The sequence below is a fragment of the Amycolatopsis sp. 505 genome (assembly GCF_031625235.1).
In the GTDB taxonomy this organism is placed as follows: Bacteria; Actinomycetota; Actinomycetes; order Mycobacteriales; family Pseudonocardiaceae; genus Amycolatopsis.
In genome coordinates this window covers 1-13161 of record NZ_JACKQP010000003.1, presented here as the reverse complement: position 1 = coordinate 13161, position 13161 = coordinate 1, and the positions used below count along the sequence as shown (strand labels likewise).

The window sequence follows — 13161 nt, the reverse complement described above, 5'->3', positions numbered from 1 at the left end:
TCACATCCGCCCGGCCAGCTCCGCCGCCACCTCGATCGCGATCTCGCGCGTCCGGATCGCCAGCGGGGACTCCGTGCGCCCGGCCGGCCAGTACAGGGACAGCTCGCGCTCCGGCGACGGCGTCAGCCGGTGGAGGCTCAGCTGGTCGTCGGACCAGGCGTCCTGGCTGTGCAGCGCCAGCCACGGCAGCACCGCCCAGCCGATGCCCGCCCGGACCATCGACAGGATCGTTTCGTGGCCCGTCGTGCGGAACACGAACCGGGGCTGCGCGCCGGCGCGGGCGAACGTGCGCTCCAGCCAGCGCTGGTGGTGGGTGGGCGGCCAGGCGACCATCGGCACGTCGTCGAGCCGCTTCACCCGGACCGGGCCGTCCGGCAGCGCGCCCGGGCCCGTCACCAGCAGGTAGGGCTCGTCGAACAGCTTGACGTGCTCGACGTCGCCGGACACCGGGCCGTCGTGGAACAGCAGGTCGAGCTCGCCGATCCGCGGGTCGTCCGGCGTCACGTCGGACAGCCGGATGTCGCAGCCGGGGTGCTCGTCCAGCAGCCGGCGGATGACGGACGGCAGGATCAGGTTCGACACGCTCTGGAAGGTGCCGATGTCGATGCGGCCGTGGCCGGCCCGGAACCGGTCGACGGCGTCGGTCAGCGCCTCGCCCTTCGCCAGCAGCTCGCGGCCGTGCGCCAGGACCACCTCACCGAGCCGCGTGATCCGGACCGGCCTCGGCCCGCCCGGCCGGTCGAACACCGGGCCGCCGACGGCCTTCTCCAGCGCGGCGATCTGCTGGCTCACCGAGGACTGCGTGTAGCCGAGCCGGGCGGCCGCCTGCCCGAACGTGCCTTCCTCGGCGATCGCGGCCATGGTCCGCAGGTGACGCAGCTCGAAGTCGGCCATAACTCCTAACATAGCCAATGGCGATCGATTCGATCGGAATTCATCGCTTTTCGTGATGTCTCCGCGGATCTAGCGTGATTCCCATGACGACCACAGACACCCGGCACGGACTCCCGAAACTCGTCTGGGCCCTGGCGGCCACGCACTTCGTCGGCCGCGCCGGGGGTGTCGTGCGGTCGTTCCTGGTGCTGTACCTGACGCAGGCGCAGCACCTCTCCGCCGCGAGCGCCGGGACGGTGGTCGCGGCGGTCGGCCTCGGCGACATCGGCTCCCAGCTGCTCGGCGGCTGGCTCGGCGACCGGATCGGCCGGCGCAACACCATGCTGGCCGGCTTCCTGGGCGCCGCCGCGGCCCTCACCGCGCTCGGCTCGGCGGACTCGCTGCCCGCGATCTGGGCGGCCGCCGTCGCCGTCGGGCTGACGCTCGAGCTGTTCCGCCCGGCCGGGTCGGCCGCGGTCGCCGATCTCCCCGCGTCCCAGCGGATCCGCGCGTTCGGGATGCTCTACTGGGCGGCCAACCTCGGCTTCTCGGTCGCCACGGTCACCGCGGGGATCCTCGCCCGGTACGGCTACGGGCTGCTGTTCTGGATCAACGTCCTGACCGCGCTGGCCGCGGCCCTGATCGTCTGGCGCCAGGTGCCGGAAACCCGTCCGCCGGGCTCGGTGCGGACGCGCCGGGCGCTGCTGCCCGTCGTGCTGCGCGACCGGTTGATGCTCGCGATGCTGGCGCTGCACGTCGGCTACTTCACGCTGTTCCTGCAGACGTTCACGACGTTGCCGCTGCTGATGGCGGCCGGCGGGCTCGGCCCCGCGGCCTACGGCGGCGTGCTGGCGCTGAACGGGATCGCCGTCGTCGCCCTCCAGCCGCCGGCGGTCCGGCTGCTCGCCGGCCGCAACGCCCACGCGGTGTCGGCCGTCTCGATGCTCCTGGCCGGGCTCGGAGCCGGGTTCGGCGCCGTCGGCCACAGCACCGCCGCCTTCGCCGGCTCGGTGGTGCTCTGGACGCTCGGCCAGATCGGGATCGCCGTCCGGTTCGGCGACACCTTCGCGAGCCTCGCGCCGGCCGAACTCCGCGGCGGCTACCTGGGTCTCGCCTCGACGACCTGGAGCGTCGGCGCGGTGCTCGGCCCGCTGGCCGGGACCGCACTGCTCGACCTGGCCGGCGCGACCGTCCTCGGCGCGGCCTGCGCGATCGGCGGGATCGCGCTGTTCACCGTCCAAATGGCGCTCGGGCCCGCCCTGCGCCGTCGAAACCGCTGAAAGGCAGTCCCATGAGCACGTACGTCCTGATCCACGGCGGCGGCGACGTCGGCTGGTCCTGGCACCTGGTCGCCGCCGAGCTGCGGGCCCGCGGCCACGAGGTGATCGCCCCGGACCTGCCCGGCGACGACGACACGGCGACGCTCACCGACTACGCCGACGCGGTCGTCGAGGGCATCGGCGACCGGACCGACGTGGTCGTCGTCGGCCACTCGTTCGGCGGCTTCACCGCCCCGCTGGTCGCCGACCGGCTCGCGGCCGGCCTGCTGGTCCTGGTGGCCGGCATGATCCCCGCACCCGGCGAACCGCCCGAAGAGTGGAGCCGGAACACCGGCTGCGGCGAGGCCGTGCAGGCCCAGGCGGCCCGCGACGAGGGCCGCACCGGCCACGCCGACCCGTACGTCAGCTTCTACCACGACGTCCCGCGCGCCCTCGCCGACGAAGCGCTGAGCAAGGAGCGCGCCCACCCCTCCCCCACGGCGATGCGGGAACCGTGGCCCCTGGCCGCGTGGCCGGACGTGCCCACCCGCTTCGTGCTGTGCCGCGAGGACCGCTGCTTCCCACCGGACTTCGTCCGCCGGCTGGCGGCCGAGCGGCTCGGCCTCGTGCCCGACGAGATCACCGCCGGTCACTGCGCCGCGCTCAGCCGCCCGGCCGAACTGGCCGCCCTCCTCGAGAGCTTCAGAAGCCGGGGAACACCCGGCGCAGCTCGTCGAGCGTGACCCGGCCCTCGACGGTGACGCCCTTGTCGTACGGCGCCTTGAGCCGGCCGTTCACCAGCCGGACGAACGCTTCCGCCGGTCCGCCGAACGTCGCCGTCGGGCCTTCGAGGTGGTCCACCACGGTGACCGCGTCGTCGATCACCAGGCCGGCGCCGGGCACCGCGACGGACACCGGCTCGGCGAGCTCGGCCGGCTTCGCGAGGAAGTTCAGCATGAACCCGACGGGACCGGCCAGCAGCTCGACGACGACGTCGGCCGAGCCGGCGGCCACCCCGGCGGTTTCGTCGAACGCGACACGCACGTCCCACGAGTGGTTCGCCACCTCGTTGAGCCGCAGGCCCAGCGCGGTCACCAGCGGGACGGGCTCGGGCAGGAAACCGAGGTCGACGGTCAGCGAGGACCGCTGCTCGAGCGTGAGCGCCTCGACCGTCTCGAGCCAGCGGGCGTTGTGCTCCAGGAACCCTTCGGCCTGCGCGCGCGGGGCGGAGGCGTCCCAGCGGGCCCAGATCGCCTGATTCTCTTCGGCGGCCACGGTCTCGCCGGCGGCCCGCGCGAGGGGCGCGCGGCCGATCTCCGCCCCGCTGCCGAGGTGGGAGAGGACTTGGGCGACGGTCCATTCGGCGGCCCCGCTGGGGGCGGCCAGCTGTTCATCGGTGAGGCCGCGGACGAGGTCGGCGAGCGTGTCGTGCTCGGAACGGAGGGCGGCGATCGTGCGGTCCACGAGTTGGGTCATGCCACGCACAACTCACGACGGGCCGCAGGTGTTCCGCCGAGCACAACAGCTCCGGTGACCGGAGTCGCGGCAACCACCACCGAGGCAGGTCACCGGCGTGGTGGACCCCGCGGCAGGCCCGTGGTAGAAGTAGAACGTGTTTCACTTCTGACCGTACTGGCCTGGAGGTGCGCGGATGAGCGTCCCGACGGTGACCGAGCTGCTGCTGGCCCGCGCCGGCGACGAGCGGCCGGGCCTGCGGTTCGAGGACGAAACCTGGTCGTGGGCGGAGCACGTCCGGACGTCCGCGCGCTGGGCGGGCCGCCTTCGTGAGGCCTTGCGCCCCGGCGAACCGCCCCACGTCGGGATCCTGGCCGACAACGTCCCGCAGTTCTCCTTCCTCCTGGGCGCCTGCGCCTTCGCCGGGGCGGTGCTGGTCGGGCTCAACCCCACCCGGCGCGGTGCCGCGCTCGCGCGGGACGTCCGGCTCGCCGACTGCCAGTTCGTGCTCGCCGAAGCGAAGTACCGGCCCCTGCTGGCGGGACTCGACCTCGACATGCGCGACCTGGCGGCCTGGACACCGGCGGACGACCCGATCGAGCCGGTCCCCGCGACCGCGGACGACCTGCTGATGCTGATCTTCACCTCCGGCACCAGCGGCGATCCGAAGGCCGTGCGCTGCACCCACGGCAAGATCGCCTTCCCCGGCGCCATGCTCGCCGAACGCTTCCGGTTGTCCACATCGGACACCGTCTACGTCACGATGCCGATGTTCCACTCCAACGCCGTCATGGCCGGGTGGGCCGTCGGGCTCGCGGCCGGCGCGGGCATCGCCCTGCGCCGGCGGTTCTCCGCCTCCGGCTTCCTGCCCGACGTGCGGAAGTTCGGCGCGACCTACGCCAACTACGTCGGCAAGCCACTGTCCTATGTGGTCGCCACCCCACCACGTCCGGACGACGCCGACAACCCGCTGCGGCTCGTCTACGGCAACGAAGGGGCGAGCGCCGACCTGGCCGCGTTCGAGAACCGCTTCGGCTGCAAGGTCGTCGACGCCTTCGGCTCCACCGAGGGCGGTGTGGGGTTCGCCCGCACCGACGACACGCCGCCCGGCTCGCTCGGCAGACCGGCCGGCGACGTCGCCATCCTGCACCCGGACACCGGCCGCCCGTGTCCGCCCGCCGAGTTCGACGCCGACGGTCACCTGGTCAACGCCGCCGACGCCGTCGGCGAGCTGGTCAACACCGCGGGCGCCGGCTGGTTCGCCGGCTACTACCGCGATCCCGCGGCCGACGCCGAACGGTTGCGCGACGGCCGGTTCCACACCGGCGACCTCGCCTACGCCGACGCCGAGGGCTTCTGCTACTTCGCCGGCCGCCTCGGCGACTGGCTGCGCGTCGACGGCGAAAACCTCGGCACGGCACCGATCGAGCGGATCCTGCTGCGCCACCCGGCGATCACCGACGCCGCCGTCTACGCGGTCCCCGACCCGGTGACCGGCGACCAGGTGATGGCCGCGATCGTCACCGACGGGCGGCCCTTGGACCCGGCGGAGTTCGGCCGGTTCCTCGCCGGCCAGGACGATCTCGGGCCCAAGCAGGTGCCCCGGTACGTGCGCACGGCCCGGGAACTCCCACGGACCTCGACGTTCAAGGTCCTCAAGCGGCAGCTGTCCGCCGAGGGCGTGGAGTGCGCCGACGTGATCTGGGAACGCGACGGAAAGGCCATCGCCTACACCGAAGCGGGGTCACGCCTCCGCGCCACGAAGGCGTGACCCCGGCGCCGGTCAGCCGGCCGTGCAGGCCGCGCCGTTGAGGGTGAACGCGGTGGCCGGAGCCGGGTTGCCGGTGTGGTTGGCCTGGAAGCCGATGGTGATCGACGCTCCGGCGGCGAGGTCGGCGTTGTAGGCGACGTTGGTGGCGCTGACCTGCCCGCTCGACGGCGAGTAGGTGGCGCTCCAGCCGGAGGTGATGGTCTGGCCGGCGGGCAGGGTGAACCCGAGCGACCAGCCGCTGATCGCGGCCGAGCCGGTGTTCGTGATGGTGATGTTCTCGGTCAGGCCGGTGTTCCACGCGTTGACCGTGGTGCCGACCCGGCAGGCGCCGGTGCCCGGCGGCGGGTCGTCGGGCGGCGGCGTGGTGGAACCGAACTGCGAGAAGAACTGCCACACCAACGCCGGCACCCAGGTCCGCGAGCCGCTGTCGCCGGTCGCGCCGTCCTGCGGGGCGGCGATGTGCCCCTCGTCGAAGGCCGCCCACTGCACCGGGTACCCGGCCCGGCAGCCCGCGTAGCTCGTCACCCGGTGCGTCAGGCTGCCCTGGGCCGGCTCGGGCGGGTTCTGGGCGGTGCAGCCGTTGTTGGCCACGAACCGGTCCCGCAGCGACCGGCCGCCCGCGATGCCGAGCACGTTGTCCCGCAGCCCGTGCACGCCGAGGTAGGCGATGGGCTGCGTGCCGCCGCTGCACCCGCTGAGCACGCCACCGGACTGCACGGCCACCGCGCGGAACACCGTCGCCCGGGAACAGGCGAGCGAGTAGCTCATGGCGGCGCCGTAGCTGAAGCCCACGGAGAACAGCTGGGTCGTGTCGACGCAGAGGTCACCCTCGACCTGCCGGATGATGTCGTCGGTGAACGTGACGTCCTCGCCGCCGGAGTTCGCCCACCCGTTGTTGAACCCTTGCGGCGCCACGAAGATCGCGCTGTTGTTCGCGAGCCGCTGCAGGCCGTAGTAGGCCCAGGCCCCGGTCTGCACGGTCCGGCCCGTGTCGACGTCGGTGGCGGTGCCGCCCAGCCAATGGAAGCCGAAGATCAGCCGGTAGGGGTGGGTGCGGTCGTAGCCGTCGGGGATCCGCAGGATGTAGTTGCGGTTCTTCCCGCTGGTCTGGATCGTCCGGGTGCCGCTGGTCAGCGTCGGCGCCTTCCCGCAGCCGGCGGTGGCGGCGGCCGGCTGCAGGGGCGCACTCGCGGCCACCCCGCCGGTTCCCAGCGCGAGCGCCGCGGCGGCCACGGCCACCAGGACCTTCTTGATCATCACGCGACTCCTTCCGGCGGTCAGCAGGCCGATGCTGGAACCGGCGCGGCGAACCTGTCAACCGGCCGCGAAATCGTGCGGGTCAGCGGGCTCCGGCCCGGTGTAACTTTCAGCGGGAGCCCTCAAGGCCGCATCCCGAACGACGGCCGGCCCACCAGTTTCGGCAGCACCGCGTAGGCGTCCACCACCCAGTCGCACAGCCGGGCGCGCGTCTCCCGCGGGTCGATCACGTCCTCCACCGAAAACCGCTCCGCCGTGCGGAACGGGGAGCGCACCTCGTCCAGCCGGGCCCGGATCTCCGCGATCCGCGCCTCGCGGTCCGGGGCCGCGTCGAGTTCCGCGCGGTAGGCCGCCTCGATGCCGCCCTCCACCGGCAGCGAGCCCCAGTCCCCCGAGGGCCAGGCCCAGCGGCGGACCAGGCGGTGCCGGTTCACCTGGCCCGCTCCGCCCACGCCGAACACCCGGCGGACGATCACCTCCGCCATCGGCACGCGGGCCTGGTACACCGCCGTCACCGCGCGGGCGCCGTGGCGGATCGCGCCCGCCCGCTCCGCCGCCGCGCCGATCACCATGCCCGCCTGGTCGGTCAAGGACACCAGCGGCAGGTGGAACGTCTCGCACAGGTCCACCAGCCGCGTCAGCACGTCGGCGCCCTCGGGCGTCAGCGTCGCGCCGCGGTAGGCGTCGGTGGCCAGCACGCCCACCGGGTGTCCCGCCAAGCGGGCCAGACCCGCATACGCCGAGCCGCCCGAAACGGCGTAGTCGAACACCGATCCCTCGTCGAACACGCCGTCCAGCAGGGGCCGCAGGCGGTACGGGTGACGGCGGTTGCGCGGCACCAGCGACAGCAGCGCCTCGTCACGTCGATCGACAGGGTCCACAGTGGACACCACTGGCGGCAGAGAGTCCACCGAGGACGGCAGATACGACAGGAACTGCTTGGCCACCTCGAAGGCAGCCGCCTCGGACGGCACGATCCGGTCCACCGCGCCGCTGCGCCGGTGCACCTCGGCGCCGCCGAGCTCCTCCTTGGTCAGGTCCTCGCCCGTGGCGTGCTTCACCACCGGCGGGCCGGCGACGAACAGCTGACCCGTTCCCTCGACCAGCACGCACAGGTGCGACATCACCGCCCGCGCCGCGCCCAGCCCGGCCACCGGGCCCAGGCACAGCGACACGACCGGGACCGCGGACAGGTTGTCCACCACCACGTCCCAGCCCGGGTTGACCGGGACGTAGCTGAACCCGTGCTGCTCCAGCATCTTGACGCTGCCGCCGCCCCCGGTGCCCTCGATCAGCCGGACCAGCGGCAGCCCCAGTTCGTTCGCCAGCCGCTCGGCGTAGACCTGCTTCTCCATGATCGCCGCGTCCGCCGCGCCGCCCCGGATCGTGAAGTCGTCCGCGCCGAGGGCCACCCGGCGGCCGTCGAGGCGGGCGGTCCCGAGCACGAAGTTGGCCGGGGTGAATCCGTCCACTTCGGACCGGGTACCGGCCAGCGCCCCGATCTCGTCGAAGCTGCCCGGGTCGGCCAGTGCCGCGATGCGCTCGCGGACCGTCGAACGCCCGGCGGCGTGCTGGCGGGCCACTTTCTCCGGCCCGCCCATGCGCTCGGCCAGCTCGCGCCGCCGGGCGATCTCGTCGACCTCGGGCTGCCAGTTCACAGCTCTCCGACGGCCTCTTCGACCTTGCGCTGCAGCTTGTTCATCCCGCCGAGCCACCGGTCGGTCTCGGTGGCGCGCGCCGCGTAGTAGCCCGCGACCTCCGGGTGCGGCAGCACCAGGAACCGCTGGTCGGCCATCGCGTCGAACAGCGCGTCCGCCACCTGCTCCGGCTCGATCGCCGAGGCGCCCATCAGCAGCTGCCCCGCCGTGCCGGTGCTCTCCAGCATCGCCGTGCGGACACCCTGCGGGCAGATCGCCTGCACGGTGATGCCGCGGTGGCGGTAGGTCGCCGACAGCCATTCCGCGAACGCCAGCGCGCCGTGCTTGGTCACCGAGTACGGCGCCGAACCGAGGCTGGTCAGCAGGCCAGCCGCGGACACCGTCGCGATGAAGTGCCCCCGACCGCGTTCGAGCCACGCCGGCAGCAGCAGGTTCGCCGCGCGGACGTGCGACATGACGTTGACGTCCCAGGTGCGCGCCCACACGTCCTCACCGCTTTCCGCGCCGCCGAAGGGCGCGATGCCCGCGTTCGCGCAGAAGACGTCGATCTCGCCGAGCGCCGAGCGCGCGCTGTCGATCAGTTTCGTGACGCCGTCGAGGCTCGCGACGTCGCCCGCGAACGCCGTCCCGCCGACTTCGGCGGCCACCTCCGCGGCCTTGTCCCCGTCGAGGTCGACCACCACGACCCGGGCCCCGTCGGCGGCGAAGCGGCGGGCCAGCGCGGCGCCGATACCGCCGCCGCCCCCGGTGACGACGACGCCGGTCACAGGCCACCGCCGAGGGTCACGCCGCCGTCGAGGACCACGGTCTGCCCGGTGATCCAGCCCGCGTCGTCGGACAGCAGGAACGCCACCGCGCCCGCGATGTCCGACGGCACGCCGAGCCGCTTCATCGGGTACGCGGCGGCGACCTCCTCCTCGCGGCCTTCGTAGAGCGCGGTCGCGAACTTCGTCTTGACCACGGCCGGCGCGACGGCGTTGACCCGGATCTTCGGCCCCAGCTCGGCGCCGAGCTCGACGGTCAGCCGGATCAGCGCGGCCTTGCTGACGCCGTACAGGCCGATGCCCGGCGAAGCGCCGAGGCCGGCGACGGAGGCGACGTTGACGACGGCGCCGCCGTGCTCGCCCATCCACGCGTCGCGGGCGCGCTTGGTCCAGGCCAGCGGCGCGAGCACGTTGACGCCGAGGATCTTCGCCGCGGCGGCCGGGTCGATGTCCAGGGTGGGGCCGTAGACGGGGTTGATGCCGGTGTTGTTGACCAGGTAGTCGAGCCGGCCGAAGGTCTCGATCGTCTTGGCGACCGTCTCGTCCTGGTGGTCGGTGTCGTCGGACTTGCCGGCCACGAACATGGCGACGTCCGGGCCGCCGAGCGAGCTGACGGCCTCTTCGAGGGCGTCGGTCTTGCGCGCGGTGAGGCAGACCTTGGCGCCGCGCTCGACGAGCGTCTTCGCGATCCCGAGGCCGATGCCCCGGCTGGCCCCGGTGACGATCGCGACGCGATCCTTGAACGAGTTCACGGGTCTCCTTCGGCTGTGGTGCCCGGCACATACCAAGCAGTCGGTCAGGGGCCATTATGCGCGATGCGGCCGAGGTCTCAAGGCGGACACACGTCACACTGGCCGCCTGCGACCCCGGTCCGGCGGCAGCACCCCGCCGACGGCTCCGGTACCACGAACACCCCCCGGCGCGCTGAGCATCGACGGCAGCACGTGCAACCTCACGATGGTGACCGGCGGCAGTGAGATCCGCGTGCTCGGCAGGCGAACCTTCATCCACGCCCCGGCGGGGATACCCGGCAAGGAGTGGGTCGGCACCGATCCCGGCAGCGAAGACCTGGTGTCCCAGGCGGCCGCCGGGTCCGCAAAGCTGCGTCCGGTCACCGGCGCGACCGGCTACCGCGGCTGGGGCACACCGGTGGACATCCGGCCGCCGCCCGCCGGCCAGGCCGTCGACATCGGCGAGCTGATCAAGCAGATGGGCCGCTGACGCGGAGCACGAGCTTGCCGGTCGTCGCCCCGGATTCGATGCGGCGGTGGGCCGTGACCGCGTCCGCCAGCGGCAGGGCCTCGACGTCGACGCGCAGGGCGCCGTCCGCGACGGCCGCCACGGCCCGGCGCAGCGCCCGGCCCGCGGTTTCCGGTGCCACGGCGGTGAACGCGGCGAGGTTGAAGCCCGACACGGTCTTGTTGGTGAACCACAGTTCGTTGGCCGGGATGCCGACGTCCGCGGCGCCCGAGGCGTTGCCCATCACCACCAGGCGGCCCATCGGGGCCAGCCGGTCCAGGCTCGCGCGGCGCGCCGGGCCGCCGACCACGTCCACCACGACGTCGAACTCGCCGAGGCCCGCGACCTCGTCGCGCAGGACGACCTCGTCGTAGCCGAACGCCTTCGCGGCGGCGATCTTCGCGGCGCTCCCGACGGTGCCGGCCACCCGGCCGGCCCCGAGCAGGCGGGCCACCTGGCCCAGCTGGCTGCCGACCCCGCCGGCGGCGGCGTGCACGAGCACGCGCTCGCCGGGCGCGAGCCGGGCCACACGCTCCAGCACGAGGAACGCGGTGGTGCTGTTGGACGGCACCGCGGCCGCCGTCGCCAGGTCGATCCCGGGCAGGGGCGCGACGAGGTCCGCGGAGGTCGTGACGACTTCGGCGTAGCCCCCGCTCGCCACGATCGTCAACGCGGCGACCGGCTCCCCCACCGACCGGCCCGTGACGCCTTCGCCGAGCGCGCGGATCCGGCCGGCGACCTCGATGCCGGGGACGAAGGGCAGCGGGACGTCCACGACGCCCTGCCGGTAGAGGACCTCGGCGAAGTTCGCGCCGGCGTAGGCGACGTCGATCGAGACCTCGCCCGGGCCGGGCTCCGGGACCGCCACGGCGTCGAGCCGCAGGACGTCGGCCGGGCCGAACTCGGGGATGGTGACCGCCTGCATGGTGTTCGTCATGCGGCCATCGTGCGGCGGCCGGGCGCACCCGGCCAGGCCCGGTCCAGCCTGGGTCCGCCAGGACCAGGTTCAGCGCGGAACCAGGGAGAGGACGGCCGCGACCAGCTCGGGGCCGTCGAGCAGCGCCGGGTCGTTGTGGTCGGCGCCGGGGACCTCGACCAGCCGGGCCGACGCCGCGGCCGCCACCGCGCGGCTCTGGGCCGGCGGGACGAGCGAGTCGCGGCCGCCCACGACCACCACCGCCGGGACGCGCAGCCGCGCGGCCTGCTCCTCGACCGGGAAGCGGTCGCGCAGCAGCAGCCGCACCGGCAGGTAGGGGTAGACCTCCGCGCCGACGGCCGCCAGGTCGGTGAACGGCGACCGCAGCAGCAGCCCGGCCGGCGGGTGGTCGAGGGCCAGCTCCGTCACGACGGCGGAGCCGAGGCTCTCGCCGAAGTAGATCAGGCGCCCGGGCGGCACCTGCCGGTCCTCGGTCAGGAACCGGTGGGCGGCGCGGACGTCGAGGGCGAGGCCGTCCTCGCTCGGGTCGCCGGGATTGCCGCCGTAGCCGCGGTAGTCGAGGAGCAGGACGGCCAGCCCGGCCTGGGCGAGCTTCGCGGCCAGCGGCGCGCGCCCCGCTCGGTTGCCGCCGTTGCCGCCCGCGACCAGCACGGTCGCCGCCGGGTCCCGGCCGGCCGGGCGCAGGTACCAGGCGCCCAGGTCGAGGCCGTCGGCGGTGCGGAGGAGGATGTCTTCGGCACCGGGCAGGAGGTTTGCGGCGGCGGGTACCGGTGCCGGGTCCGGGACGTAGATCAGGCGCCGCTGGAACGCCCAGAGAGCGGTGAGCAGCAGCACGAGGACCACGGCCACGGGGAAGCAACCGCGGCGTGCCCACGTTGTATCCGTCGATGCCTTCACCACTCCGATTCTGCGTCCTCGGCGACTCCCTGGCGGCGGGCGTCGGCAGCAGCCGCGAGGACGACACCCTCGGCCGGCGGCTGACCCGCCGCCTGCGCGACGCGGGCCACGCGGTGCGCCTGCGGAACTTCGGCGTACCCGGAGCGCGCTCGGCCGACCTCGAACGCCAGGTCGGCGTCGCCCTCGGCGAGGGCGTGGACCTGGCTTTGATCGTGATCGGCGCGAACGACCTCGCCGGGTTCGTCGCCCCGGCGGTCGGCGCCCGCCAGCTGCACGACGCGGTGGCCCGCCTGGTGCGAACCGGCGCGCGGGTCATCGTGGTGCCGGCGCCGGACCTGGGGATCGTGGCGCGCGTGCCGGGTCCCTATCGGCAGCTGGTCTCGGCGGCCAGCGGCCACTACGCGCAGGCGCAGGCGGAGGCCGCCATCCGGGCCGGGGGCGCGGTGGCAACGGCCGGTCCGGAACTCGCGGCTCGCTTCGCGGCGGAGCCGGGGCTGTTTTCCGCCGACCGGTTCCACCCATCGTCGGCCGGCTACGCGGTGATAGCCGACGGCCTGGCCCCCCACGTCCTGGCGGCGGCGCGGGACCTGGCCGCCTGACCGGGTGGGTGGCGCCCGGGCGCTCCCAGATCACCACCGGCCTAGCCCGAACCGGCTGAGTCGTCCGCGCCGGTTCGCCGCGCGCGCCCGAGGCCGGGATGGCGCTCGCCGCCGGCCGCACCCGCACGCGCCCGAGGCCCGACCGCCCGAACCGGTTCCCGGCCCGCGCCCGCGCCGCGGCGGTCCTCGCCGGCGGCCCCGCCGCACGCGCCCGGCAGCCGCCCGGAACCTGGCCGCCGAACCGCTCGCGGCCGCCGCACGCCCCAACTCACCAGCGGCCCCGCCCGCAACCTGGCCACCTGAACCGGATCGCGGCCCGTCCGAGCCGCGGCGGTGCTCGCCGGCCCCCGCCACACGCGCCGATCGCCGCCCGCGACCCAGCCGCCCGAACCGGATCGCGGCCCGTCCGAGCCGCGGCGGTGCTCGCCGGCCCCCGCCACACGCGCCGATCG

General features: G+C 74.2%; 13 protein-coding genes. 5 read left to right on the top strand and 8 right to left on the bottom strand.

Annotation, left to right across the window (positions count from 1 at the left end):
* The gene (locus tag H5965_RS11950; RefSeq protein ID WP_310969713.1) at positions 1–894 is read right to left on the bottom strand and encodes a LysR family transcriptional regulator; all 894 of its coding nucleotides are present in this window, start codon (positions 892–894) and stop codon (positions 1–3) included.
* 83 nt (positions 895–977) lie between these two features.
* Between H5965_RS11950 and H5965_RS11945 the strand changes: the two genes are divergently transcribed.
* Both H5965_RS11945 and H5965_RS11940 read left to right on the top strand, forming a co-directional pair.
* Positions 978–2153: an MFS transporter gene (locus tag H5965_RS11945; protein ID WP_310969712.1), complete on the top strand. Its 1176-nt coding sequence runs from the start codon at positions 978–980 to the stop codon at positions 2151–2153.
* Between the two features lie 11 nt (positions 2154–2164).
* On the top strand, positions 2165–2875 hold the full coding sequence (locus tag H5965_RS11940; RefSeq protein ID WP_310969711.1) for an alpha/beta hydrolase: 711 nt from the start codon (positions 2165–2167) through the stop codon (positions 2873–2875).
* Here H5965_RS11940 and H5965_RS11935 read toward each other — a convergent pair.
* The gene (locus H5965_RS11935) at positions 2835–3608 is read right to left on the bottom strand and encodes a maleylpyruvate isomerase family mycothiol-dependent enzyme (RefSeq protein ID WP_310969710.1); all 774 of its coding nucleotides are present in this window, start codon (positions 3606–3608) and stop codon (positions 2835–2837) included. The genes H5965_RS11940 and H5965_RS11935 overlap by 41 nt on opposite strands.
* A gap of 175 nt (positions 3609–3783) precedes the next feature.
* Here H5965_RS11935 and H5965_RS11930 point away from each other — a divergent pair, with 175 nt between their 5' ends.
* The gene (locus H5965_RS11930; RefSeq protein ID WP_310969709.1) at positions 3784–5358 is read left to right on the top strand and encodes a long-chain-fatty-acid--CoA ligase; all 1575 of its coding nucleotides are present in this window, start codon (positions 3784–3786) and stop codon (positions 5356–5358) included.
* Between the two features lie 12 nt (positions 5359–5370).
* Here H5965_RS11930 and H5965_RS11925 read toward each other — a convergent pair whose 3' ends face one another.
* The 4 genes from H5965_RS11925 to H5965_RS11910 all read right to left on the bottom strand — a co-directional run bounded on the left by H5965_RS11925 (position 5371) and on the right by H5965_RS11910 (position 9789).
* The gene (locus H5965_RS11925; protein ID WP_310969708.1) at positions 5371–6615 is read right to left on the bottom strand and encodes a cellulose binding domain-containing protein; all 1245 of its coding nucleotides are present in this window, start codon (positions 6613–6615) and stop codon (positions 5371–5373) included.
* Between the two features lie 122 nt (positions 6616–6737).
* Positions 6738–8273, bottom strand: coding sequence for a carboxyl transferase domain-containing protein (locus H5965_RS11920; protein ID WP_310969707.1), 1536 nt, complete (start codon positions 8271–8273; stop codon positions 6738–6740).
* A complete protein-coding gene (locus tag H5965_RS11915) occupies positions 8270–9040 on the bottom strand; it encodes an SDR family oxidoreductase (protein ID WP_310969706.1) in 771 nt (256 codons plus the stop codon). Before H5965_RS11915 ends, H5965_RS11920 begins: the two co-directional genes overlap by 4 nt.
* Complete coding sequence (locus tag H5965_RS11910) at positions 9037–9789, bottom strand: SDR family oxidoreductase (RefSeq protein ID WP_310969705.1); 753 nt, start codon at positions 9787–9789, stop codon at positions 9037–9039. The genes H5965_RS11915 and H5965_RS11910 overlap by 4 nt, the downstream gene beginning before the upstream one ends.
* A 208-nt stretch (positions 9790–9997) precedes the next feature.
* Here H5965_RS11910 and H5965_RS11905 point away from each other — a divergent pair, with 208 nt between their 5' ends.
* Complete coding sequence (locus H5965_RS11905) at positions 9998–10258, top strand: hypothetical protein (RefSeq protein ID WP_310969704.1); 261 nt, start codon at positions 9998–10000, stop codon at positions 10256–10258.
* On the opposite strand, the gene H5965_RS11900 is transcribed toward H5965_RS11905, so the two are convergent.
* Together H5965_RS11900 and H5965_RS11895 are read right to left on the bottom strand one after the other, a co-directional pair.
* On the bottom strand, positions 10239–11213 hold the full coding sequence (locus H5965_RS11900; RefSeq protein ID WP_310969703.1) for a zinc-binding dehydrogenase: 975 nt from the start codon (positions 11211–11213) through the stop codon (positions 10239–10241). The two genes, H5965_RS11905 and H5965_RS11900, sit on opposite strands and share 20 nt — an antisense overlap.
* A 69-nt stretch (positions 11214–11282) precedes the next feature.
* Complete coding sequence (locus H5965_RS11895) at positions 11283–12062, bottom strand: alpha/beta fold hydrolase (protein ID WP_310969702.1); 780 nt, start codon at positions 12060–12062, stop codon at positions 11283–11285.
* A gap of 38 nt (positions 12063–12100) precedes the next feature.
* Here H5965_RS11895 and H5965_RS11890 point away from each other — a divergent pair, with 38 nt between their 5' ends.
* A complete protein-coding gene (locus H5965_RS11890; RefSeq protein ID WP_310969701.1) occupies positions 12101–12709 on the top strand; it encodes an SGNH/GDSL hydrolase family protein in 609 nt (202 codons plus the stop codon).
* Positions 12710–13161: the final 452 nt, after the last annotated feature.